We start from the raw sequence: 21,856 nt of genomic DNA, 5'->3' as shown, positions 1-21,856 counted from the left end.
ATCGTCCCACCAGTTCCTTGAGGAGGCCAACGGCGCAACACTCCAAGCGGCCCCGCATCCCATAGGCTGGGAAAGTGAGGATAGACCTGCATGCGCACTCCAATGTTTCCGACGGAACCGAGACACCGGCCGGCGTGATCGTTTCCGCCGTGGCCGCCGGTCTCGACGCCGTAGCCCTGACGGACCACGACTCAACGGACGGGTGGGAATCTGCGTCGGCCGCTGCCAGGGAACATGGCGTTGCGTTCGTTCCCGGCATGGAGATTTCCTGCCGGACCGAGGAAGGGATCAGCGTCCACCTCCTCAGCTACCTTCACGACCCCGCGCACGCGGGACTGCTCGAGGAAATCACGAAGTCCAAGGATGCCCGGCTGACCCGGGCCGAACATATGGTGACGTTGTTGTCCGAGGATTACCCGCTGACGTGGGACGACGTCATCCACCACGTGGCGCCGGGCGCGACTGTAGGTCGCCCGCACATCGCTGATGCCCTGGTGGCGGCGGGAGTTGTTGCGGACCGGACGGAAGCCTTCACCTCCATCCTCACGTCTCATTCGCGCTACTTCGTGCAGCACTATGCACCCAACCCGGCCCTCGCCGTCGAGCTTGTCCGGGCGGCAGGCGGTGTTCCTGTCTTCGCGCATCCCGTGGCCTCGTCGAGGGGGCGCATCGTGGGGGAGCGGACCTACCGGGACATGATCGACGCCGGATTGCTGGGACTTGAAGTGGAGCATCGGGACAACCCTGAGGAGGGTCGGGCGTTCCTGCGCGGCCTCGCCGCAGAGCACGGGCTGTTGATGACCGGATCCTCGGACTACCACGGAGCGGGCAAACCGAACTCGCTGGGGGAGAATACGACGTCGCCGGAGGTCTTGGCACGGATAGAGGAGTTGGCATCAGGCAGTACGGTGGTTCGGTGAAGGGGGCCCGCTGATGGACCTGCAGTTGCTCGCCTCCGTGATCGTCACCCTGTTCGTGATCATGGATCCGCCGGGAACCGTGCCGATTTTCATGTCGTTGACGGCCCGGCTTTCCGCGAAGGACCGCAATCGTTCGGCATTCCAAGCCCTTCTGGTAGCCACGGGCGTGATCGTGGTGTTCGCGATCTTCGGCCAGTCCATCCTGAACTACATGCACATCTCACTGGCAGCACTGCAGGGTGCCGGTGGCCTGCTCCTGGTGCTGATCGCCCTCCAGTTGCTGACAGGCTCCACCAGCGGGGAAGAGAATGCTGCCAAATACAAGAACGTGGCTTTCGTGCCGCTGGGAACGCCGCTCATGGCCGGCCCGGGCGCGATTGTCGCCGTGATGGTGTTCGTTCAGCAGTCCAGCCAGCTGTCGGAGTATCTGGCTGTTGGGCTGGGCATCGCAGTGGTTTTGGCCTCGTTGTACCTGGCCATGCGGTTCGCGGGCGTGGTGCAGCGGGTGCTGGGCGAGAACGGGGTTGAGCTGGTGACCAGGATCGCCGGTCTGTTGCTTTCAGCCATCGCTGTGCAGATGATCGCCGACTCCGTGACGGCATTCGTGAAAGGTGTGGCCTGAGAATCGCTCAGGACAACCAGCCTATAGGCCGGTTGGCAGCAGCTCGTGGAATCCGGCTTTGCTGCCCAGGCGTTTCCGCATGACCTCGATGGCCTGTTCGTTCTGGTCCACGCACACAAAGTTGCGGCCCAGCTTCGCAGCTACTGCACCCAGGGTCCCGGAACCTGCGAAGAAATCAAGGCACCAGTCGCCTTCGCGGCTCGATGCGGAGACGATCCTGCGCACCAGCCCTTCGGGCTTCTGGGTGGGGTAGCCGGTCTTTTCGCGGCCGGTGGGGGAGACAATGGTGTGCCACCACACGTCCGTCGGCAATTTGCCGCGTTCGCGTTTGGCGGGAGTGACCAGACCCGGTGCCATGTACGGTTCCCGGTCCACTTCTGCGTTGTCGAAGTGGTACTTGGCGGGGTTCTTCACGTACACCAGGATGTTGTCGTGCTTGGTGGGCCAACGGTTCTTGGCGCGGGCACCGTAATCGTAGGCCCAGATGATCTCGTTGAGGAAGCATTCCCGGCCGAAGATGGCGTCGAGCATCACCTTGGCGTAGTGCACTTCCCGGTAGTCCAAATGCAGGTACAAAGTGCCGTCATCGGCCAGGAGACGCCAGGCTTCCACGAGTTTGGGTTCCAGGAAGGACCAGTAATCGCTGAACGCGTCGTCGTAGCTGTGGAGGGCGCCCTTGATGGTGTCATACGAACGGCCCTTGAAGCCGACGCGGTCGCCGTCGCCGTCGGCGTTGCGGACCATGCGGGTTTCCTGCCGCCGCTGGACCCGGCCCGTGTTGAAGGGCGGATCCACGTAAATGAGTGTGAAGGCGCCGTCCGGCAGCGTTGGAAGGAATTCCGCGTTGTCCGCGTGCACCACCATGTTGCCGCCGTCCGGCGCCCAAACAGTTTCAGTCATCGACGGTTTTAGGCCTCGGTGTTGCCTGGCTGGGCAGCAGCCGTCTCGCCGGACACCACTTCGCCGTTGCGGCGGCGCGTGCGGGTGCGGCGAGTGCGGGCAGGCTTATCGGCGTTGTCTGCGGGGGCGTTGCGCGAGTCTGCCGCGCCGGAGGCCGGAGCTGCGTCGCCTTCAGAGGTACGACGACGACGGGTGCGGTTGCTTCCGCCCTCGCCACGGGATTCGCTGGAGCCACGGGATTCGCTGGAGCCGCCGGACTTACCGGAGCGGCCGCGGCCGCCGTCGCGCTTTCCGTCACGTCCGCCGTCGCGGCCGGAACCGCCCGAACGTGCGTTCTTCTTGCCGGTCTCGCCCAGGTCTTCAAGGACCTCGGCGTCAACGCCTGCCAGGACGCGCTTGTTGCGGGGCAAACGGCCCTTGGTGCCCTCGGGGATGTCGAGGTCACTGTAGAGGTGCGGTGAGGACGAGTAGGTCTCAACGGGCTCCGGAACACTGAGTCCCAGGGCCTTGTTGATCAGGCCCCAGCGCGGCATGTCGTCCCAGTCGACGAACGTGACGGCGGTGCCCTTGTTGCCGGCGCGGCCGGTACGGCCCACGCGGTGCAGGTAGATCTTTTCGTCTTCGACGCACTGGTAGTTGATCACGTGCGTTACGTCGTCGACGTCGATGCCGCGGGCTGCGACGTCGGTGGCGACGAGGACGTCCACCTTGTTGTTGCGGAACGCACGCAGAGCCTGCTCGCGTGCACCTTGGCCGAGGTCGCCGTGGATGGCGGCGGCAGCGAAACCGCGGTCAACCAGTTCCTCGGCAACCTTCGCTGCCGTGCGCTTGGTCTTGGTGAAGATGATGGTCCTGCCGCGGCCGCGTGCCTGCAGGATGCGTGCCACTACCTCGGTCTTGTCCATGGCGTGAGCACGGTAGATGAGCTGGCGGATATCGCGCTTGGTCAAGCCCTCATCGTTCGGGTCGGCTGCCCGGATGTGGGTGGGCTGCCTCATGTACCGGCGGGCCATGGCGATAACCGGGCCGGGCATGGTGGCGGAGAAGAGCAGCGTCTGACGGACTGCGGGGGTGCCGGCGATCAGGGTCTCGACGTCCGGGAGGAAGCCCAGGTCCAGCATTTCGTCGGCTTCGTCGAGAATGACCATCTTGACGTTCTTGAGGCTCAGGTGCTTTTGCTTGTAGAGGTCGATCAGGCGCCCGGGCGTGCCCACGACGATTTCGACGCCCTTCTGCAGCGCATCGACCTGCGGCTCGTAGGCGCGTCCACCGTAAATGGTGGCGATACGGGCGTTCCGCTTGCGCGAGGCTGCCTGGAGGTCGTTGGCAACCTGTACGGCGAGTTCACGTGTGGGAACGATCACCAGGGCCTGGGGAGCGCCGGGAACAGCGAGCTTCTCAAAGCCTGCGTCGTCCCGGCCGACAACGCGCTGCAGGGCGGGGATACCGAAGCCCAGCGTCTTGCCGGTGCCGGTCTTTGCCTGGCCGATGATGTCGTGGCCGCTCAATGCGACCGGGAGGGTCATGGCCTGGATGGGGAAGGGGTGCGTGATACCGGCGTCGGCCAAGGACTCGACGATGTCGGCGCGGACGTTGAAGTCCGCAAACGACTTTTCCTCGATCTCGTGGGGCGTCTCATCCGAGATGATCGTTTCCTCGGGTTCGATGGATTCAGTTCCGGTGGAGTCCGTCAGGACTTCATGGGTGTGCAATTCACTCACAGGGAGTTTCCTTATTCATTTGGGCATTGGCGCTGCATGCTCAACGGGGGCGGCGGAGCCGTACCGGAGCAGAACGGGCGCGCAAGCAAGTCCAGTGGAAGCCGATCGCGGGCTATCTAAGTACTGGCACTGGTGACCAGTTGGTACATCTCAAGATCGCGTAGGGGCGGGCTTGTTGAGTTCAAAAATTAACTGAATCAACGACCGGGCATCCATTACTACAGGGCCAGTCTATCCTCTGGGAGCCATAAAGCCCGGATCGTCGCGTGATGCGCGTCAGTTCAGAAGCTCGAACCTGATTTCACGGCTGGCGATTTCCGCCCTGACGAGACGCACCCTGACCTTGGTGCCGGACTCAAGTTCGCCGTCACACCTTGCGGTGACGGCAGGTTCTGCGATCTGGACGATACCGGACGGTCCACTGCCGTTTCCGTTGCCCTTGCCGGTGCCATTGCCGTTGTTGCTGTTTCCGTTGCCGTTCTGCGGCTTGGAACCGGAAATCACTACGGCGTCGAACTCCTGGCCTACGTGGTTGGCCACCAGTGCTGCTTCCACCGTGTCCAAGGCAGCGCGTTCAAGCCTGCCTGCCAATTGGTCGGAGGCTCCCATGATCTCGGGCAAGGAGGGCAACGCCTCGCGGACCCAGCGCGGAATTTCCCTGTTGTTGCACAGGGCATCGCAGATCACCAGGACGAACCGGTCGATGAGCCGCCGCAAGGGAGCGGTGGTGTGGGCATAGGGCGCGCCGATGGCTGCCTGGATCACCGTCTCCGGCACTTCGCCGTCGAACGGGGTGTATCCGGCACCCCTGAACAACATCCCGGCGGAGTGCAGGATGGCGAGCTGCTTGGGATCGGAGGCGTCCAGGGTCCGCAGGTACTCTCCGTAGGTGACCTGGCCGTCCCACGGTTTGCCCAAGGCCACGGTTTGCCGCTTGAAGTGTTGCAAGGACCTCTCATCGGGTGCGGGCATGGTCCGCAGTATGCCGACTTTTCCGTCCAGCATCAGCCGGGCCGCCGCCATGCCTGTCATGAGGGAGATCTGCGCGTTCCAGTCCTCCACCGGCAGTGACGGTGCTGCAACGATCCTGTACCCGCCGCCGTCGGTCGCCTGGACGATTTCCTGCTCGGGCATGTTGAGGCTTGCCCCACCACGGAGTCTCTCAAGTTCGACCCGTTTCAGTCCGACTTCCTTGAGGAGCTGCAGTACGGGCGGTGCCGAGCCGTCGTCGATCTGTTGCTGGGCTCCTTTATAGCTGAGTTTGGCACGGCTGCGGACCGTGGCACGGGCGACGGAAACATTGACCACTTCCGCGTTGGCATCGAGGTCGAAATCCCAGACGAACGCACCGCAGTCCTGATCGGCGAGCAGGCTGCCTGCGTTTTCGCTGATGATCTCCGGGTGCAGGGGGATGCGGCCGTCCGGAGCGTAGAACGTCTGGCCGCGGTGCCGGGTTTCGGCATCCAGCGCCCCGCCGGGAGCCACGAAAGACGGCACGTCGGCGATCGCGTAGAGAACCTTGTACCCCTCGCCGGCGCGATCAATGAACAGGGCTTGGTCAAGGTCCGTTGACGTGGCGGGGTCGATGGTCAGGAAAGGGACGTGCTTGAGGTCGCGATCGGGCAGGCGGAGGGATTCGACGGCGTCCCGTGCCTCCCGGACGGCATCAACCGGATAGTCGCCGGGCAGCTCCAGCTCCGTCCGGAGGGCCGCGAAAGCCGCTGCGAGCTGGTCCGATGAGTCGTCGACGTTGGGCGCTATCCGATGATGTGACACGAAAATCAGGGTAGCCCGAAACCGGCAGATAGTCTTGGACGCTTCCGGCTCCAAGCGATGCTGTCAGTGCGGCGGATGGCCAGCTGTTGCTGGCCATTAGCTTCTTGGCGGCCCGGGGAGGCAGGCGGTGGGGCGGTCGACGGCAGCCATCAACACCCCCGTAGCCCATTTGGGCCTGTTACCGTCTAAGGTATAAAGACGGTAACAAGGAAGGGGCAAGCTATGAGCGATTGGTCGCTACCCGAGCGGTTCGACGTCGGCGACGGTACGGTGCGATGGAACTCGGTCGGCGAGGGCCCGGCTCTCGTTCTGATGCACGGCACACCCTTCTCGTCGTACATCTGGCGAGACATCGCCCCGGTGCTTGCTCGTGATCACCGGGTCTACGTCTGGGACATGCTCGGATTCGGACAGTCGACCCGCACCGCGCCGGATGTGAGCCTCCGGCAGCAGGCGACGATCTTCGTCGAACTCCTCGAGCACTGGGGGGTCTCAGCGCCTCGGGTCGTGGCGCACGACGTCGGCGGCGCGGTCGCGCTGCGGGCGACGCTCCTGCACGACGTGAACTTCGAGTCGCTCACGCTCATCGATGCCGCGACGGTGAGTGGTTGGGGCGCCGGCGGGTTCTTCCAAACCGTCCACCAGCACCCCGAGGCCTTCGAGGCGCTCCCCGACTGGGCTAGCGCTGCCCTGATCGACGCCAAGATCCGGTCCGGCAGTCACGTGGGTCTGCGTGCAGACGCCCTGGCTTCGTACACGGGCCAGTGGGCGGGTGCGGAAGGGGCACGGGCGTTCTACCGGCAGTACACCCAAGGCGGCGAGGAGAACACCGACGAGCTACAGGATCGACTCCGGCTGTTGGACATCCCGATCCACGTGGTCTGGGGCTCGGAAGATGCGTGGCTGGGTGTCGACTACGCCCATCGGCTCGTCACGGCACTTCCGGATCACGCGCGGTTCTCGATCATCGAGGGAGCCGGGCACATGGTGCCGGAGGATCGGCCCGGCGAACTCCTCAGTCTGCTGAGCGCGTGAACGCCGTGCAGTCCGCCGTGCCCGAGGAGCTGCGTGTCGTCGTGGAGTTTTGCAACAGCGCCACACTGCTGCACGGCACCGACGCGCTGGCGACCATCCGTGACGGGCGGGAGTGGCTGGTCCGGCATGGATGGGGCGGCGAGCCCACGCTCGAGCATCTCATCTCGTTGCGCGACGCCCGCGAGGTCATGCGCGCGTTCCTGGCCGACCGTACCGACACGGCAGCGCGATCCGCCCTGAACCAGCTCGCTCAGGAGCACTGGGCAGGCCCCCACGTCGACGACGACGGGCGGCTCGCGCTGACCCCGTCGGCCGGCCTGCCGGTCTCGCCGGCGGGAGCAGCGGTCGGGGCGCTCCTGCTCCACGGCTTGACCGGCTCGGGGCAGCGGCTCAGGACCTGCGCGTCGGAAGCGTGCAGGTGGGTGTTCTACGACAGTTCACGGTCCAGGACCCGGACCTGGTGCGACATGAACACGTGCGGGGCGCGGAGCAAGATGCGCCAGTACCGCGATCGGCTCACCTGAATCTGATCCGATCCGGTGGGTGGGCTGCGGCATCTGCAAGCCCCGACTCACCCCTGTCGCCACAACCTGCCGATACCCCGACGGTCTGCGTGCCTGGGACTGTTGTTTGGAGAACCGTTACGCGGCGGCGTCCAGGGCTTCGAGCAGCGACTTGGCTGCCGCCGTCGGATCTTCCGCCTCGGTAATGGCGCGAACGACGACGATACGGCTGGCGCCCGCAGCGAGCACCTGCTCGACGTTGCCGAGATCGATTCCGCCGATCGCAAACCACGGCACCTCCACGGCGCCGCCGGTGGTCTCCTCCGCGCGCCTGATCGCTTCCGCGGCATATGTGACCAGGCCGGTTCCCACCGCTTCGCGGCCGGGTTTGGTGGGGGTCGCCCAGACGGGACCAACGCAGAAATAGTCCAGCCCAGGCTCGCCCGGCGAAGCCGTGATCGCGGCATTTACCTGCTCAGGCGTATGGGTGGAGAGACCAATCGAAGCGGGGCGGGGAAGGAACGTGCGGGCAATCTCCAGCGGGAGGTCCTTCTGGCCCACATGGAACACCGGAGCCCCGGAAACACTGGCAATATCGGCCCGGTCGTTGACCGCCCAGAGCCGCCCGTGCCGTTCTGCGACGCCACGCAGGATCGCCAGCAATTCCAATTCCTCGGCGGCTTCGATCGTCTTGTCACGGAGTTGGATGATGTCCACCCCGCCCTGGAACGCGGCGTCGGCAAAGTCTTCAAAATCGCCTTGGCGCTTGCGCGCATCAGTGCACAGGTAGAGGCGGGCGCTGGCGAGGGCAGAGTGCTGGGTCATGGAATCCACAGTAGTTCCTCTAAACTGGGCACGTACTGCGGGAGCCGTGACCTACGTCTTTATGACCGTCCGGCTGAGAGGGCTTCAGAGCCGACCGCTTGACCTGATCCGGCTAGTACCGGCGTAGGGAAGGAAACAGATGGCAGAAGCCATTCACGCGGATGTTGCCGTTATCGGCGGAGGCGTCATCGGACTGGGCATCGCCCACCAGGCCCGGAAGCTGGGCCGCTCCGTAGCACTCATCGATCCGGCGCCCGCCACCGGTGCGACATTTGCTGCTGCCGGAATGTTGGCGCCCGTGAGCGAGCTGCACTACCAGGAAGAAGACCTCCTGGAGCTCATGCTCGAGTCATCCCGGTTGTGGCCTTCGTTTGCCGGCGGCCTTCACCGGCCTGTGGAAGATACCGGATACCGCACGACGCCGACCCTCGCCGTGGGTGCCGATGCCGCCGACCGCCGCGCGCTCGCGGACCTTCGCACCGTCCAGCTCGCGGCGGGCCTGGGGGTCGAACCGTTGCCGTTGCGGACCGCCAGGGAACGCGAACCGCTCCTTAGCCCGCAAATTTCCTGTGCCTTTGATATCCCCGCCGATCACCAGGTGGATCCCCGGAAGCTGGCGGAGTGCCTCATGGCAGGGCTGGCCGCCCATTCATCCGGCGATGGCACGTGGCTAGGCGGCGCCAGGGAAGGATTTGCCGTTGCAGAGTCCGCGCACGGCCTGTTGTGGGACGGGGACCAGGTAGCCGGAGTGGAGCTCGAATCCGGCAAATCCGTCATGGCCGGCGAAACCGTGGTGGCCAACGGGCTGGGCGCCCCCGCGCTCGCCGGCCTTCCTGAGGGTCTTGAACTTCCGGTCAGGCCGGTCTACGGGGACATCCTCAGGCTTCGGGTCCCCGCGCACCTCCAACCGCTGCTCACTGCCACTGTTCGTGGCATGGTCCGCGGGGTGCCCGTTTACATCGTTCCCAGGGACGACGGAACCGTAGTCATCGGAGCTACCCAACGGGAGGACGGCTTGTCGGCGGCCTCCAACGCAGTCTCTGCCGGCGGGGTTTACCAGCTCCTTAGGGACGCCCAGGTACTGGTTCCCGCGGTGGCCGAACTTGAACTCCTGGAAGCAACTGCGCGCGCCAGGCCAGGGACTCCGGATAACGCTCCGTTGCTGGGCCGCGTAGCCGGTTCAAGCGGGGACATCGCGGGCCTGATTGTGGCCACCGGGTTCTTCCGGCATGGCGTCCTCCTGACCCCCGTGGCCGCGAGGATCGTGGGGGAGCTGCTCACCGGTTCCCCTGATCCCCGCTGGTCCATCTTCCGGCCCGACCGTTTCAGTGCAACCGCGCGTCGCTCTCAACTCCACAGCAAGGAAACAGTATGAACATCAAACTCAACGGCGCCGTCCGCCAGGTGCCCGCCGACGCCTCCGTCAGCACGCTCGTCACGGCCGTCACCGGCCGCGTACTCGACCACCGCGGACAGGCGGCCGACGGCGGGAAGCTGGGTGTCGCCGTCGCCCGCAATTCCGAGGTGGTGCCGCGCAGCCAGTGGGCAGCTACTCCGCTGGCCGACGGCGATGAACTCGAACTCGTTACCGCAGTACAGGGAGGCTGAACCATGACCACAGCAAGCACCGAAATCCTTACTGACGCCTTGGTGATCGACGGCGTCGAATTCGGGTCCCGCCTGATCATGGGAACGGGAGGTGCGCCGAGCCTGGACGGGCTCGGAGCCGCGCTCCTGGCATCCGGAACCGAGCTCACCACCGTGGCCATGCGACGCTATTCGCCGGCCGAAACCGGTTCGCTGTTCCAGCTGCTGGTGGACAACAACATCCGGGTCCTCCCGAACACCGCAGGGTGTTTCACGGCGAAGGACGCCGTGATGACGGCGGAACTGGCACGCGAGGCGCTGGAGACCGACTGGGTCAAGCTGGAAGTCATCGCGGACGAGCACACGCTGCTCCCTGACGCTGTTGAACTGGTGGACGCCACCGAGCAATTGGTGAACCGCGGCTTCAAAGTGTTCGCCTACACCAACGACGATCCCGTGCTTGCCCTCCGCCTCGAGAACCTCGGCGCCACGGCAGTCATGCCGCTGGGCTCGCCCATCGGGACCGGCCTGGGCATCCTGAACCCGCACAACATAGAACTCATCGTGTCCCGGGCCTCCGTGCCGGTGGTGCTGGACGCCGGGATCGGAACAGCTTCCGACGCCGCACTTGCCATGGAACTGGGCTGTGACGCGGTCCTGCTGGCGACCGCAGTGACCCGCGCGCAGAACCCTGTGCAGATGGGCCAAGCCTTCAAACACGCCGTCATCGCCGGTAGGCTGGCCAAACAGGCAGGCCGGATTCCGCGTCGTGAGCACGCCTTGGCGTCCTCGGCCATGGAAGGCCGGGCGGAGTTCCTCTGAAGCCGGGTTCCTCCCGGGCCGGGTTCCCCGCAACGAAGGAGCAACCATGGTTAACAGGAAAGAACCGGTGCCGCCGGCAGCGGTCGAAGCCGCGCTCAAGGACCTCCCGGGTTGGAAGCTCCAAAACGGCCTCGTAACCGTTTACAAGACGTCGACGGCGGCCGAGGCTTTGGCCCTCATCGCGGCCATTGGACAGATCGCCGAAGAGCAGAACCACCATCCGGATCTTGACTGGCGGTACAACAGGGTCTTCCTGCGTTACGTGTCCCATGACGCCGGCGGACAGGTAACCCAACGCGACCTTGCTGCTGCCGCCTCCGTAAGTGAGGCAGCATCGGCCACGGGTGCCCTCGCTGAGCCGGGTCGCTATCCGGGCGCCGAGGGCCCTTAAACAGCAGTGACCATCACCCGTGGGTGATGGTCACTGCTGTTTTTCGAGCCTAAAGCCGCAAGGCCTTGGTCAGCGCCTCAGTATCATGCTTGGTGCGGGTCCGTCCCAGATAGACCACAATGCCCGCTGCCGCTGCACTTCCGAGCACGATTGGCAGGACCCAGGGGATCCATGTCGCGCCCGGCTGGTAGCCCAGTCCGGCACTGATGAAAGCAATCCAGCTCAGGGTGCCAACAGCGGCCGCAATGCCTGCGGGCAATGCAATCCCGTACCTGCTGTGCCGCTTATCGGTGGCCCACACGATGAAACCGGCAGCAACGGTGGCCAAAACCACGATGACAAGTGAAAGCATGAGACTCCTTAGCGGACGAAGGCGGGACGGTGAACGCTAGAGGGCGCCGAAGCCGACCCGGCGGACTTCCTCGGCGCCGATTTCCACGTATCCCAGCACGTTGCCCGGAACGATGACCTGGCGGCCCTTCTCATCGATCAGCCGCAGTTCCGAGCCCTTGGACACGGCCTCGGCCACGATCTTGGCTACGGCGTCAGCGTCCAGGGCGGATTCGAGCACAATTTCACGGCCAACGTTCTGAATGCCGATCTTTACTTCCACAGCAAGGCCTCCAAGCCAATCAAGTGTTAAGTCAGTCCTCTATTTGTAGCCTAGGACTCTTTGGGGAATCGACTGATTCCGCGCCAAGCTAAACGATAGATCAGATCGCTGGCGACATCGAGGTCCAGGTTTCCGTCCGTTTCAAGCCAATAACGGGCGCTGACCTGGGCCATTCCTGCCAGGCCGCGGCCCAGGAGCTGGGCTTCGAGGGGCGGGAGTTTGGTGTCCTCGGCAATGACATGGGCGACGGCGTCGGCGAACGTCTTGTTGAACGTCTCCAGACGGGAGCTGACATCGGGATCGTTGATGAGGTCGGACTCAAACACAAGGCGGTGCGCCTGGTCGTCGTCCGCAATGAACCTGTAATAGGCGCGCATGACGGCCTTGACGCGCTCCTTGTTGTCCGTGGTGGAGTTCAGTGCACCGAGCATCAAATCCGTCAGGGTTGCCAGATGGCTGTCCAGGAGCGCCATGTACAGCTCGCGTTTGGACGGGAAGTGCTGGTAGAGCACCGGCTTGCTGACGTGCGCAGTTTCTGCGATCTCGTCCATTGCCGCGCCGTGGAAGCCGTTGGAGACGAAGACTTCCAAGGCGGCGTTCAGCAACTGTGCCCGGCGTTCGTCACGCGGCAACCTTGGTGAACGAGGTGAACCGGTCCGTTCCTGCTTTGCGGGTGCCCCATCGTTTGCCCGTGTGCCGTCAGCCACAGTCTGCCGCCTTTCCTTTGCAGTTATGACCACTCTACCGGTGGGTAATATGACCGGGCGGCATCGGCAGGCATACATTGGGGTATGGCCTCAATTGTTGCTGCCCACTCCGCTGCGCCCACCGTCCTGCCGCCCCTTGTCGAACCGGCCGCCGAGCTCTCGCCGGCCGAGGTTGAGCGGTACTCACGGCATCTCATCATTCCGGAAATCGGAGCCGTGGGCCAACGCAGGCTCAAGAATGCGAAGGTTCTTGTCATTGGCGCAGGAGGCCTTGGCTCGCCCGCCCTGCTTTACCTGGCCGCCGCCGGCGTGGGAACGCTGGGGATCGTCGACGACGACGACGTCGACCTCAGCAACCTCCAGCGCCAGGTCATCCACGGAGTCAAGGATGTAGGCACCCCCAAGATCGAATCAGCCCGCCGTGCAATCGCGGAGCTGAACCCCCTGGTCAACGTGGTCCTTCACAACATCCGTCTGGACTCCTCCAACGCATTGGACCTCTTCGCGCAGTACGACCTCATCCTTGACGGCGCGGACAACTTCGCAACCCGGTACCTGGTCAATGACGCTGCTGCGATCCTTGGCAAGCCCTACGTGTGGGGTTCCATCTTCCGTTTCGATGGCCAGGTCAGCGTTTTCTGGGCCCAGCACGGACCCAGCTACAGGGATCTTTACCCCGAGGCGCCTCCGGCAGGCTCCGTGCCGTCCTGCGGCGAGGGCGGCGTGTTCGGCATGCTGTGCGCGGCGGTCGGCTCGCTCATGGTGACAGAAGCCGTGAAGCTGATTACCGGCGTCGGACGTTCCTTGCTTGGCAGGGTGGCGCTGTTCGACGCCCTTGGCGGCAGCTGGCGCGAGATCAAGGTGTCCAAGGACCCGGAAGCCGAGCCCATCACGGAACTGACCGACTACGAGGCATTCTGTGGTGTGACACCCGCTGCCGCCACGGACCAGGACCACACCGTGACCGCGACCGAACTTGCCCGGATGCTGGCCGAGCGCGAAGCGGGGGAGCGGGACTTTGAGCTCGTCGACGTCCGCGAATCCGGAGAGCACAGCATTGTGAGCATCGACGGTTCGGTGCTCATTCCGCAGGGCCGGATCCTGTCCGGCGAGGCGTGGGTGGAACTTCCGCAGGACAAGGACATCGTTTTCCACTGCAAGGCGGGCACGCGCTCGGCAACGGTGCTGGAAGCCGCACAGAAGGCCGGCTACAGCCGCGTCAAGCACCTCGACGGCGGTATTCTCGCCTGGGTGCGGCAGGTGGAGCCCGCCAAGCCCGTGTACTGACCATTGCCCGTATCCCGGCTTCTCTGGGAAGCTCAAGCATGAGCGAAGAACGGACACAAACAGAACAGCGGCCCCTCGGCTCCGGGTTTGGACACGGAACCACGGCCATGGAGGTCATCGACGGAATCAACCTGCGCGGCAAGTCCGCCATCGTCACGGGTGGCTATTCCGGGCTTGGGCTGGAGACTGTGCGTGCCTTGGTCGCGGCAGGGGCAGAAGTGACAGTACCCGCCAGGCGCCTGGAGCACGCCCGTTCTGTCCTGGCGGACGCCGGCCTGTCCGCGGACGTCCAGGTGGAGCACATGGACCTTGCCGACCAGGACAGCGTCAAGGAGTTCGCCGCGCGATACCTGGCTGACCACGAAAAGCTGGACATCCTGATCAACAACGCTGCCATCATGGCCAGCCCGGAACAACGGGTCGGGCCGGGATGGGAAGCCCAGTTCGCGACGAACCACCTGGGGCACTACACGCTGGTGAATCTGTTGTGGCCGGCGTTGGTGGCCTCAGGCGATGCGCGCGTCGTGTCGTTGTCGTCCACAGGCCACAAGCTCTCACCCGTCCGGTTCGACGACTTCAACTTCAGCACTTCCTATGACAAGTGGCAGGCCTATGGCCAGGCCAAGACAGCCAATTCCCTCTTGGCGGTGGAACTCGACCACCTCGGCCGAGGCTCTGGCGTGCGGGCCTTCGCGGTCCACCCCGGTGGCATCATGACCGAGTTGCAGCGGCACCTGCCCAAGGAAGAAATGGTGGCAGCGGGCTGGATGGATGCAGAAGGCAACGTCCGCGAAGGATTCAAGACCCCTGAACAAGGTGCGGCGACGTCCGTGTGGGCTGCCACCTCGAAGGTCCTCAATGGCAAGGGTGGCGTCTACTGCGAAGACTGCGATATAGCCAAACCCACTGACAAGGAGTCTCCGTTGGCCCGCTACCAGGGAGTGGACGCCCACGCCGTCGACAAGGCGGACGCAAAGAAGCTTTGGGCGTTGTCGGCAGAGCTGACGGGGATAAACGCTTTCGCGTAGGCCGGGTGTGGCTCAGGCGCTTTCAGAACGTAGCTGGTCGTGGTCCACGGGGCATTCCGTGGCCGCGGCCGCTGCCTGCGGTTGCTCCACCTGGATGCCGTACAGGGCCTCAAGGGCTGCGATGTAATCGTCTTGCTGGCCGTTGGCCGCGAGCTCGCGGGCTCGGACGGTGGGGATGTGGAGGAGCTGCTTGACCATGCGCCGAAGGGCGAACTCCACCTCCTCGGCGGCAGCGGTGCAGCCGTGCCGGGCGCGTACCTTCTCCATCTCGGCGTCCAGGACGTTCATGGTGTGGCGGCGCAACGCGACAATGGCTGTGTCCACGGAACGGGCTTCGCGTTCGGACTCGAAGGAGGCGGCAGCGCCTGTGACGATTGCGCTGGCTTGGGACAGCGACTCCGCCTGCTCCTGTGGTGCGGCGAGCCGAACCGACTCAAGGGTCAGCAATTCGACGCCTTCCAGTTCACCAACTGCGGGATCAAAATCGTGGGTGAGGGCAAGGTCGATGGCAATCAACGGCTTGCCCGAGTTGGCGCGGACACGCTCAAGGTCCGCGGCTTCGACCCGGTTGTCAGAGCCACTGCAGCCGATCATGACGTCGGCGGCGGCCACAGCAGCGGGGAGCGTGTCGGCGTCGAGCGCGTTGCCGCCGCGGGTGGCGACGAAAGCTTCGGCGCGGCCGGAAGAAGAATAGACGGAGATGTCCGTACAGCCGCGTTCCCGCAGGAGGGACATGGTGGCACCGGCATAGGCGCCCGTTCCGAAGACCACGACTTTCTTGGTGGACCAGTCGTCATTCTCGGCAAGGTCCGTCGCGAGGTCCAAGGCCACGGAGACGATGGACAGGCCGCGAGAGCCGAGGGCGGTCTGTGCGCCAACGTCCTTGGCTGTCTTGGATGCAGCCTGGAAGAGCCGAACAAGCCCGGAGCTCGCTGTCCCTTCCTGCTGGGCTGTGATGAGTGCCCGGCGTACTTGGCCGGCGATTTCACGCTCGCCCACCACGGCAGAGTCCAACCCGGCGCTTACAGCGAAGAGGTGGCGGGTGACCTCGGGACCTGTGTGGGTAGCGAAGGAGCGCGAGACGAGTTGTTCGTTGAGTCCGCTGAGCTCGCTGATCTGGGAAACGAGGGCGGAACGGGCTGCTTCGAGGTCAGCCCCGTTGGCCGTTTCGCCGTAAACCTCGTAGCGGTTGCAGGTGGCGAGTACCACCGCTCCGGACACCACGGGGGAATCAGTCAGGGCTGCCGAGGCAAGCCCAGAGGAACCGTTGCTCAACTGAGCGACGGTTTCGAGGTCGATGTCGGCGTGTGTAGCCACCAATGAGAAAAGAACCACAGCACCCCAATCATAGCTTTTTCGTAGCCCGGTAGAACAATATGGCGCCGTGGGGATCCCCACGGAGGCCGGTGATCCGCGACACAACTGCCTTCGCCGGGCTGACGTGACAGTTTGTCGTTATCTTTTGTCCCGGATTTTCGGCACAATCAAAGGCATGACTTCTAGCACGGCAGCATCCAAGAGTACGGCCTCCAACTCCCCGGCGGGTAGCCTCGACGCCAACCACCCGCTGAAGGACGGCCGGACCTCGGACTCACCGTTGATCACGGCCTACCGTGGCGGCAAGCCCTCACGCAGGCCGGTGTGGTTCATGCGCCAGGCGGGCCGTTCCCTGCCCGAATACCTCAAGGTCCGCGAGGGCGTTGCAATGCTGGATTCGTGCTTGAGGCCGGAGCTGGCATCCGAAATCACGCTTCAGCCCGTTCGTCGCCACGACGTCGATGCCGCCATTTTCTTCTCGGACATCGTCATCCCCTTGAAGCTGGCAGGGGTCGGCGTGGACATCGTTCCGGGCGTTGGTCCGGTCCTGGACAAGCCGGTGCGAACCGCGGAGGATGTCGCTGCTCTTCCCAAGCTGACGTGGGAAGCCCTGGAGCCCATCCGCGAAGCCGTCCGCCTTACTGTTGCCGAGCTCGGCGCGACGCCACTCATCGGATTTGCCGGCGCCCCGTTCACGCTTGCCGCCTACATGGTTGAGGGCAAGCCTTCCCGCGACCACCTGGGCCCGCGGACCATGATGCACGCCGACCCTGAGACCTGGACCGCGCTGGCCAACTGGGCTGCCGACGCGTCCGGACTGTTCCTCCAGGCACAGCTCGAAGCGGGTGCTTCCGCAGGCCAGCTCTTCGACTCATGGGCCGGTTCCTTGGGCCTGGCCGACTACACCAAGTACGTTGCGCCGGCTTCGACCCGTGCGCTGGACCACGTCCGCGGGCTTGGTGCGCCGTTGATCCACTTCGGAACCGGAACCTCCGAGCTCCTGGTCGCCATGCGCGATGTCGGCGTGGATGTTGTCGGCGTCGATTACCGACTGCCCCTGGACGAAGCCAACCGGCGCCTGGGCGGGACGGTTCCGTTGCAGGGCAACATCGATCCCGCGCTGCTTTCGGCACCCTGGGAAGTGCTGGAGGCGCACGTCCGGGAAGTCATCGCTGCCGGCGCCGGCGCCCCTGGGCACGTGCTCAACCTTGGCCATGGAGTACCGCCGGAAACCGATCCCACCGTGCTTACCCGCGTTGTGGAGCTCATCCACTCGATCCCCGCCAAGTAGGGCACGTGCGCGGCGGACACTCAACGCCCAAACAACTCCCGCCGGAAGCCAGGGCAGTGGTGGTGGGCGGCGGAATCTCGGGGCTCCTCGCAGCGCGGGAACTGGCCATGGCCGGCACTTCCGTCACCGTGCTGGAAGCGAGCGGAGCGTGGGGAGGCTGCGTCGGGGGCCACGTAGTCGCCGGTCTGCACCTGGACAGCGGAGCGGAGTCCTTCGCCACGCGGTCTCCGGCGGTGGCCGACCTCGCGCGTGAACTCGGCCTGGCGGAACAGATCGTGGCTCCCCACCCAGGAGGGGCCTGGGTACAGCTGCCTGACGGTCCGCAGGAACTGCCCAAAACAGGTGTGCTGGGAATTCCCGCGAATCCGTGGGACCCGGAAGTCCGGCGTTCACTGGGATTCGTGGGAGCAGTGCGAGCTTCCCTTGACCGTTGGCTGCCGGCATCGGTGGGGACATCCTCCGAGGTCACCAGCGTCGCTTCGCTGGTCGCCGCCCGGATGGGCAAAAAAGTACTTGACCGGCTTGTCTCGCCCGTGGTGGGCGGTGTCCATTCGGCCGATCCTGCTCTCCTGGACGTTGATATGGTCGCGCCGGGACTTCGGGCAGGTCTGCGCAAACACGGTTCGCTTGCCGCAGCGGTAGCCGCGCAGCGGAAATCCGGCATCGCGAAAACCGGCAGCGGTCGGTCCGGTAGCGGTCCGGCGAAGGCGGGCTCCGCCGTCGCCGGCCTTATAGGTGGCATGAACACCCTGGTGGCCGCGCTGGTAGCCGACCTCCGGGAACGGGATGTGGACCTGGTGCTCGACAAGCGCGCCGAGGACGTGATGGAAACCCGCGCCGGCTGGCGGGTCACCGCCGGAGGTTCGACGTACGACGCCGATCGCCTGGTCGTTGCGCTGGACGGTCCGGCCGCCGTTGGGCTTCTGGAGAAGTCCTTGCCTGAGTTGGCCGCCTTGCGTCCCGCTCCCGGACCGCTGGTGAGCCTGGTGACCCTGGTTGTGGATCTGCCTGAGCTTGATAGTCGTCCGCGCGGGACCGGCATCCTCGTGGCGCCGCAAACCCCCGGGATCAAGGCCAAAGCGCTGACCCACGCCACGGCAAAGTGGGATTGGCTGGCCGAAGAAGCAGGGCCGGGCACGCATGTCCTGCGTCTTTCCTATGGCCGGCGCGAGGAAGCCGGCGGGGGAGCGGACCTAGTTCTGGATGACGAATCCCTCCTGGCTGCAGCCTTGGCGGACGCCTCGGCCCTGCTGACGGTGCCGGTGACCAGTGCAGACGTCGTTGATTGGGATGTCGTGCGGTGGGCTGGGGCATTGCCTTTTGCCGCCGTCGGTCATAAACAGCGCGTAGCCCAGGTCCGGGAGGCTTGTGCCGCAGCCGACGGCTTGGTGGTCGTCGGCGGTTGGTTGGCCGGGAATGGCCTGGCTGCGGTGGTGGCGGACACGCGGCGCCAGCTCGCCCAAGGAAGCGCGGAAGAACCTTCGTTTCCGTGATTTGCGTCACTTCTACGGCTTGTAGAACTGATCCGTTTCGACTTAGCGGCTGGCACGGGGCAAACTTGAACCATGAGCCACACTTCTGTCGAATCTGTCACTAAAACTGCTGAAACCGAAGAGCAGTTCTTTACGCTCTGGACTGTATTCAAACGCTCGGCCGACGTCCTGCGCAGCGGCGATGCTGCCCAGGAATTTGAAGCCCTGGTCGAAAAGCTTGCCGCCGACGGCGTAGTCCTGCGCGGCAGCTACGACGTCTCGGCCATGCGCTCGGACGCCGACATCATGGTGTGGCTCCATGGAGCCAAGCCGGAGGACCTGCAGGCCGCCGTCCGCTCCATCCGCCGCAGCAAACTCTTCGCCGGAACCGAGATCGTCTGGTCCGCCATGGGCGTGCACCGCGAAGCCGAATTCTCCAAGAGCCACGTCCCCGCTTACGCACGCGGGGTTGAGCCCAGCACCTGGCTCTGTGTCTACCCGTTCGTCCGTTCCTACGAGTGGTACATCCTGCCCGCCGAGGAACGTGGCGCCATGCTGCGGGAGCACGGCATGCTGGGCCGGGAATTCCCCCAGGTCATCTCCAACACGGTCTCCTCCTTCGCGCTGGGTGACTGGGAGTGGATACTCGGCCTCGAAGCACCTGAACTCGTAGACCTCGTGGACCTCATGCGCCACCTCCGCGCAACTGACGCCCGCAACCACGTCCGCGAAGAAATTCCCTTCTACACCGGCCGCCGCGTCACCGCAGCGGAGATTGCAGAGGTCCTGGCATGAGCACGCCCGTTATCTCCACCGACCTGAACGAAGTGACCGAACGTGGTCGCCAGGAACCCCGAAACTACGATGCCGTACTGCTCGCATCCTTTGGTGGTCCCGAAGGCCAGGAAGATGTCATTCCCTTCCTGCGCAACGTGACCCGGGGACGCGGAATCCCCGACGAGCGGCTCGAAGAGGTTTCCCACCACTACCGCGCTTTCGGTGGCATCAGCCCCATCAACCAGCAGAACCGTGAGCTGAAAGCCGCCATCGAGGCTGAACTGGCCAACCGCGGTATCGAACTGCCGGTCCTGTGGGGGAACCGCAACTGGGACCCGTACATCGCGCCGGTCCTGCAGGACGCCTACGACGCCGGTCATCGCCGTATCCTGATGCTCACCACCAGCATCTACTCCTGCTACTCCAGCTGCCGCCAGTACCGTGAAGACATCGGCGTTGCGCTGACGGAGACAGGTTTGGACGGCAAGCTCCAGGTGGACAAGATCCGCCAGTACTTCGACCACCCTGGCGTGGTCCAGCCCTTCCTTGAGGGTACTGCCGCCGGCTTGGAAGAGATCCGGGGAAAGCTCGCCGCTGCCGGGGAAGCCGACCCGGACTCGAAGATCCGCGTCCTTTTCGCCACGCACTCCATCCCCACGCGTGACGCCGAGGCCGCCGGCCGCTCCGAGGACGAGCCCCGCGAATTCGCCGAGGGCTCCGCATACGCCGCCCAGCACCTGGCCAACGCCAAAGCCATCATGGATGTCGTGGCACCCAACGTCGCCTGGGATCTTGTGTACCAGTCACGCTCCGGTGCACCGCACATTCCGTGGTTGGAGCCGGACATCAACGACCACCTTGAGGAGATTGCGCCCCAGGGCGTCCGCGGTGTAGTCATTGTTCCCCTCGGTTTCGTGAGCGACCACATGGAAGTTGCCTGGGACCTGGACACCGAAGCACTGGAAACCTGCAAGAACCTGGACATTGCGGCAACCCGTGTTCCCACACCGGGCACGCACGCCGCCTTCGTTTCGGGACTCGTGGACCTCATCTGCGAACGGACCGTGGACAACAACATCGCAGACCGTCCGCATGTCACGGACCTGGGCCCTTGGTACGACGTGTGCCGGCCTAACTGCTGCGAGAATTTCCGCGGGGCCAAGCCCGTCATTTCCGAAGCCGGAACCACGATCGGAACCCGCCACGACCCCTATCCAGCGTCGGAGGCAGCCAAGTGACCGTGCGCATCGGCACCAGGGCGAGCAAGCTGGCCCTGACGCAGACGCAGCAAACCGCCGACAAACTGGCTGCGGTTGGCGGCTTCCCGGTGGAGCTCGTGCACATCAGGACCGAGGGCGACGTCAAGACCGGGTCCCTGTCCCAAATGGGTGGCACCGGCGTCTTTGTTGCCGCGCTGCGTGATGCTTTGCTGGCCAACAGCTGCGATGTTGCCGTCCATTCCTTGAAGGACCTGCCCACTGGCGCTGCAGTAGGCCTGACCATCGCCGCCACGCCGCAACGCGTGGACGTCAGGGATGTCCTGTGTGCCCGCGATGGCATGACGCTCGCTCAATTGCCTGGAGGCGCCAAAGTAGGCACCGGGTCTCCCCGCCGCGCAGCGCAACTCCGGGCCGCCCGCCCGGATATTGAGGTGCTGGATATCCGCGGCAACGTTGATACCCGCCTGGGCCGCGTGCCGGGACTTCCCGGAAATCCAACGGATGAGGTTGTCCCTGGCAAAACGTGCGACCTCGATGCCGTCGTGCTGGCGGCCGCCGGCCTGGAACGCATCGACCGGCTGGACTCGGTGAGCGAGTTCTTCGAGACGGACGTGATGCTGCCTGCACCCGGACAGGGCGCACTGGCCATCGAATGCCGCACGGACGACGCCCCCCGGCAGGCTGGCAACACCGAGGGTTCCAACGGCGTGCTCGCACAGGCCCTTGCAGCACTGAACGACGACGACACCCGTCTTGCCGTGACAGCGGAACGTGCCGTGTTGGCCCGGCTCGAGGCCGGCTGCGCAGCTCCTGTTGGCGCCTATGCCTTCCGAAAAGGCAGCATGCTGCACCTGGAGGCCGTGGTATGCGCCGTTGACGGCACCAAGACGGTCCGCGAGAAGAAGGCTACCGACGGCTTGACCGAAGTGGGAGCTACGTTGCTGGGCATTGAAGTTGCTGAGCTTCTCCTGGCTGCGGGTGCCGCGGAGATCGCGGATCTTGCAGCGTCCTGAGTCAGCAAATCCCTGGCCCGAAATCCCGG

Annotated in this window: 23 protein-coding genes and 1 riboswitch; of the genes, 15 read left to right on the top strand and 8 right to left on the bottom strand. The window is 64.8% G+C overall.

The features are described 5' to 3' along the window. Positions 1 to 74: 74 nt before the first annotated feature. Both JMY29_RS13335 and JMY29_RS13330 read left to right on the top strand, forming a co-directional pair. Complete coding sequence (locus JMY29_RS13335; RefSeq protein ID WP_189075205.1) at positions 75 to 920, top strand: PHP domain-containing protein; 846 nt, start codon at positions 75 to 77, stop codon at positions 918 to 920. 13 nt (positions 921 to 933) lie between these two features. Beyond that, complete coding sequence (locus tag JMY29_RS13330) at positions 934 to 1,542, top strand: MarC family protein (protein ID WP_018776528.1); 609 nt, start codon at positions 934 to 936, stop codon at positions 1,540 to 1,542. Positions 1,543 to 1,563: 21 nt separating this feature from the next. Here the strand turns inward: JMY29_RS13330 and JMY29_RS13325 are convergent, their stop codons facing one another. From JMY29_RS13325 to JMY29_RS13315, 3 genes are all read right to left on the bottom strand, one after another. Then, entirely contained in the window at positions 1,564 to 2,442 is an 879-nt protein-coding gene (locus tag JMY29_RS13325; protein WP_018776527.1) for a DNA-methyltransferase, read from the bottom strand. 8 nt (positions 2,443 to 2,450) lie between these two features. Further along, positions 2,451 to 4,163 carry a DEAD/DEAH box helicase gene (locus JMY29_RS13320; RefSeq protein ID WP_189075204.1) on the bottom strand — a complete coding sequence of 571 codons (1,713 nt, stop codon included), beginning with the start codon at positions 4,161 to 4,163 and terminating at the stop codon, positions 2,451 to 2,453. Positions 4,164 to 4,439: 276 nt separating this feature from the next. Beyond that, complete coding sequence (locus tag JMY29_RS13315; RefSeq protein ID WP_020608507.1) at positions 4,440 to 5,939, bottom strand: RNB domain-containing ribonuclease; 1,500 nt, start codon at positions 5,937 to 5,939, stop codon at positions 4,440 to 4,442. Positions 5,940 to 6,161: 222 nt separating this feature from the next. Here JMY29_RS13315 and JMY29_RS13310 point away from each other — a divergent pair, with 222 nt between their 5' ends. Together JMY29_RS13310 and JMY29_RS13305 are read left to right on the top strand one after the other, a co-directional pair. After that, positions 6,162 to 6,974 (top strand): alpha/beta fold hydrolase, encoded by an 813-nt coding sequence (locus JMY29_RS13310; RefSeq protein WP_110503885.1) that lies wholly within the window; start codon positions 6,162 to 6,164, stop codon positions 6,972 to 6,974. Next, positions 6,971 to 7,498: a CGNR zinc finger domain-containing protein gene (locus tag JMY29_RS13305; protein ID WP_018776523.1), complete on the top strand. Its 528-nt coding sequence runs from the start codon at positions 6,971 to 6,973 to the stop codon at positions 7,496 to 7,498. The genes JMY29_RS13310 and JMY29_RS13305 overlap by 4 nt, the downstream gene beginning before the upstream one ends. 117 nt (positions 7,499 to 7,615) lie before the next feature. Here the strand turns inward: JMY29_RS13305 and thiE are convergent, their stop codons facing one another. After that, entirely contained in the window at positions 7,616 to 8,302 is a 687-nt protein-coding gene (gene thiE, locus JMY29_RS13300; RefSeq protein ID WP_026266965.1) for a thiamine phosphate synthase, read from the bottom strand. A gap of 27 nt (positions 8,303 to 8,329) precedes the next feature. Continuing rightward, positions 8,330 to 8,449: riboswitch (TPP riboswitch) on the top strand. Here thiE and thiO point away from each other — a divergent pair. From thiO to JMY29_RS13280, 4 genes are all read left to right on the top strand, one after another. Beyond that, the gene (gene thiO, locus JMY29_RS13295; protein ID WP_189075203.1) at positions 8,442 to 9,677 is read left to right on the top strand and encodes a glycine oxidase ThiO; all 1,236 of its coding nucleotides are present in this window, start codon (positions 8,442 to 8,444) and stop codon (positions 9,675 to 9,677) included. (Overlaps the previous riboswitch by 8 nt.) Next, positions 9,674 to 9,910, top strand: a complete 237-nt coding sequence (thiS, locus tag JMY29_RS13290; RefSeq protein ID WP_018776520.1) for a sulfur carrier protein ThiS — start codon at positions 9,674 to 9,676, stop codon at positions 9,908 to 9,910. Before thiO ends, thiS begins: the two co-directional genes overlap by 4 nt. Before the next feature lie 3 nt (positions 9,911 to 9,913). Then, a complete protein-coding gene (locus JMY29_RS13285; protein WP_189075202.1) occupies positions 9,914 to 10,711 on the top strand; it encodes a thiazole synthase in 798 nt (265 codons plus the stop codon). A 46-nt stretch (positions 10,712 to 10,757) separates the two neighbouring features. Next, positions 10,758 to 11,102: a 4a-hydroxytetrahydrobiopterin dehydratase gene (locus tag JMY29_RS13280; RefSeq protein WP_189075201.1), complete on the top strand. Its 345-nt coding sequence runs from the start codon at positions 10,758 to 10,760 to the stop codon at positions 11,100 to 11,102. Between the two features lie 49 nt (positions 11,103 to 11,151). On the opposite strand, the gene JMY29_RS13275 is transcribed toward JMY29_RS13280, so the two are convergent. The 3 genes from JMY29_RS13275 to JMY29_RS13265 are packed head-to-tail and all read right to left on the bottom strand — an operon-like array spanning position 11,152 to position 12,500. After that, positions 11,152 to 11,454, bottom strand: a complete 303-nt coding sequence (locus JMY29_RS13275; protein WP_018776517.1) for a membrane protein — start codon at positions 11,452 to 11,454, stop codon at positions 11,152 to 11,154. Between the two features lie 36 nt (positions 11,455 to 11,490). After that, positions 11,491 to 11,715, bottom strand: a complete 225-nt coding sequence (locus JMY29_RS13270; protein ID WP_189075200.1) for a DUF3107 domain-containing protein — start codon at positions 11,713 to 11,715, stop codon at positions 11,491 to 11,493. 50 nt (positions 11,716 to 11,765) lie between these two features. Continuing rightward, complete coding sequence (locus JMY29_RS13265) at positions 11,766 to 12,500, bottom strand: TetR/AcrR family transcriptional regulator (RefSeq protein WP_218670569.1); 735 nt, start codon at positions 12,498 to 12,500, stop codon at positions 11,766 to 11,768. Positions 12,501 to 12,506: 6 nt separating this feature from the next. On the opposite strand from JMY29_RS13265, the gene moeB reads away from it, so the two are divergent. Further along, positions 12,507 to 13,709: a molybdopterin-synthase adenylyltransferase MoeB gene (gene moeB / locus JMY29_RS13260; protein WP_018776514.1), complete on the top strand. Its 1,203-nt coding sequence runs from the start codon at positions 12,507 to 12,509 to the stop codon at positions 13,707 to 13,709. Positions 13,710 to 13,747: 38 nt separating this feature from the next. Further along, a complete protein-coding gene (locus JMY29_RS13255; RefSeq protein ID WP_079580618.1) occupies positions 13,748 to 14,737 on the top strand; it encodes an SDR family NAD(P)-dependent oxidoreductase in 990 nt (329 codons plus the stop codon). 12 nt (positions 14,738 to 14,749) lie between these two features. Here JMY29_RS13255 and JMY29_RS13250 read toward each other — a convergent pair whose 3' ends face one another. After that, the gene (locus JMY29_RS13250; RefSeq protein ID WP_189075199.1) at positions 14,750 to 16,072 is read right to left on the bottom strand and encodes a glutamyl-tRNA reductase; all 1,323 of its coding nucleotides are present in this window, start codon (positions 16,070 to 16,072) and stop codon (positions 14,750 to 14,752) included. Between the two features lie 157 nt (positions 16,073 to 16,229). Between JMY29_RS13250 and hemE the strand changes: the two genes are divergently transcribed. From hemE to hemC, 5 genes are all read left to right on the top strand, one after another. Beyond that, positions 16,230 to 17,345: a uroporphyrinogen decarboxylase gene (hemE, locus tag JMY29_RS13245; protein ID WP_064721657.1), complete on the top strand. Its 1,116-nt coding sequence runs from the start codon at positions 16,230 to 16,232 to the stop codon at positions 17,343 to 17,345. A 5-nt stretch (positions 17,346 to 17,350) separates the two neighbouring features. After that, positions 17,351 to 18,838, top strand: coding sequence for a protoporphyrinogen oxidase (gene hemG / locus JMY29_RS13240; protein WP_268244675.1), 1,488 nt, complete (start codon positions 17,351 to 17,353; stop codon positions 18,836 to 18,838). A 72-nt stretch (positions 18,839 to 18,910) separates the two neighbouring features. Next, on the top strand, positions 18,911 to 19,612 hold the full coding sequence (gene hemQ / locus JMY29_RS13235; protein WP_018776509.1) for a hydrogen peroxide-dependent heme synthase: 702 nt from the start codon (positions 18,911 to 18,913) through the stop codon (positions 19,610 to 19,612). Next, positions 19,609 to 20,832: a ferrochelatase gene (locus JMY29_RS13230; RefSeq protein WP_018776508.1), complete on the top strand. Its 1,224-nt coding sequence runs from the start codon at positions 19,609 to 19,611 to the stop codon at positions 20,830 to 20,832. Before hemQ ends, JMY29_RS13230 begins: the two co-directional genes overlap by 4 nt. Beyond that, the gene (hemC, locus tag JMY29_RS13225; RefSeq protein ID WP_018776507.1) at positions 20,829 to 21,827 is read left to right on the top strand and encodes a hydroxymethylbilane synthase; all 999 of its coding nucleotides are present in this window, start codon (positions 20,829 to 20,831) and stop codon (positions 21,825 to 21,827) included. The genes JMY29_RS13230 and hemC overlap by 4 nt, the downstream gene beginning before the upstream one ends. The last annotated feature ends 29 nt before the right edge of the window (positions 21,828 to 21,856 follow it).

Origin of the sequence: Paenarthrobacter nicotinovorans (assembly GCF_021919345.1) — a bacterium.
GTDB classification, from domain to species: Bacteria; Actinomycetota; Actinomycetes; order Actinomycetales; family Micrococcaceae; genus Arthrobacter; species Arthrobacter nicotinovorans.
This window is presented reverse-complemented; position numbering and strand designations above follow the sequence as displayed.

Excerpts from the sequence above, each read along its gene's own strand:
- JMY29_RS13330 (WP_018776528.1), top strand. The coding sequence starts at position 934 with ATGGACCTGCAGTTGCTCGCCTCCGTGATCGTCACCCTGTTCGTGATC.
- JMY29_RS13325 (WP_018776527.1), bottom strand. The coding sequence starts at position 2,442 with ATGACTGAAACTGTTTGGGCGCCGGACGGCGGCAACATGGTGGTGCAC.
- JMY29_RS13310 (WP_110503885.1), top strand. The coding sequence starts at position 6,162 with ATGAGCGATTGGTCGCTACCCGAGCGGTTCGACGTCGGCGACGGTACG.
- thiE (WP_026266965.1), bottom strand. The coding sequence starts at position 8,302 with ATGACCCAGCACTCTGCCCTCGCCAGCGCCCGCCTCTACCTGTGCACT.
- thiO (WP_189075203.1), top strand. The coding sequence starts at position 8,442 with ATGGCAGAAGCCATTCACGCGGATGTTGCCGTTATCGGCGGAGGCGTC.
- thiS (WP_018776520.1), top strand. The coding sequence starts at position 9,674 with ATGAACATCAAACTCAACGGCGCCGTCCGCCAGGTGCCCGCCGACGCC.
- JMY29_RS13285 (WP_189075202.1), top strand. The coding sequence starts at position 9,914 with ATGACCACAGCAAGCACCGAAATCCTTACTGACGCCTTGGTGATCGAC.
- JMY29_RS13280 (WP_189075201.1), top strand. The coding sequence starts at position 10,758 with ATGGTTAACAGGAAAGAACCGGTGCCGCCGGCAGCGGTCGAAGCCGCG.
- JMY29_RS13275 (WP_018776517.1), bottom strand. The coding sequence starts at position 11,454 with ATGCTTTCACTTGTCATCGTGGTTTTGGCCACCGTTGCTGCCGGTTTC.
- JMY29_RS13265 (WP_218670569.1), bottom strand. The coding sequence starts at position 12,500 with ATGTATGCCTGCCGATGCCGCCCGGTCATATTACCCACCGGTAGAGTG.
- moeB (WP_018776514.1), top strand. The coding sequence starts at position 12,507 with ATGGCCTCAATTGTTGCTGCCCACTCCGCTGCGCCCACCGTCCTGCCG.
- JMY29_RS13255 (WP_079580618.1), top strand. The coding sequence starts at position 13,748 with ATGAGCGAAGAACGGACACAAACAGAACAGCGGCCCCTCGGCTCCGGG.
- hemE (WP_064721657.1), top strand. The coding sequence starts at position 16,230 with ATGACTTCTAGCACGGCAGCATCCAAGAGTACGGCCTCCAACTCCCCG.
- hemQ (WP_018776509.1), top strand. The coding sequence starts at position 18,911 with ATGAGCCACACTTCTGTCGAATCTGTCACTAAAACTGCTGAAACCGAA.
- JMY29_RS13230 (WP_018776508.1), top strand. The coding sequence starts at position 19,609 with ATGAGCACGCCCGTTATCTCCACCGACCTGAACGAAGTGACCGAACGT.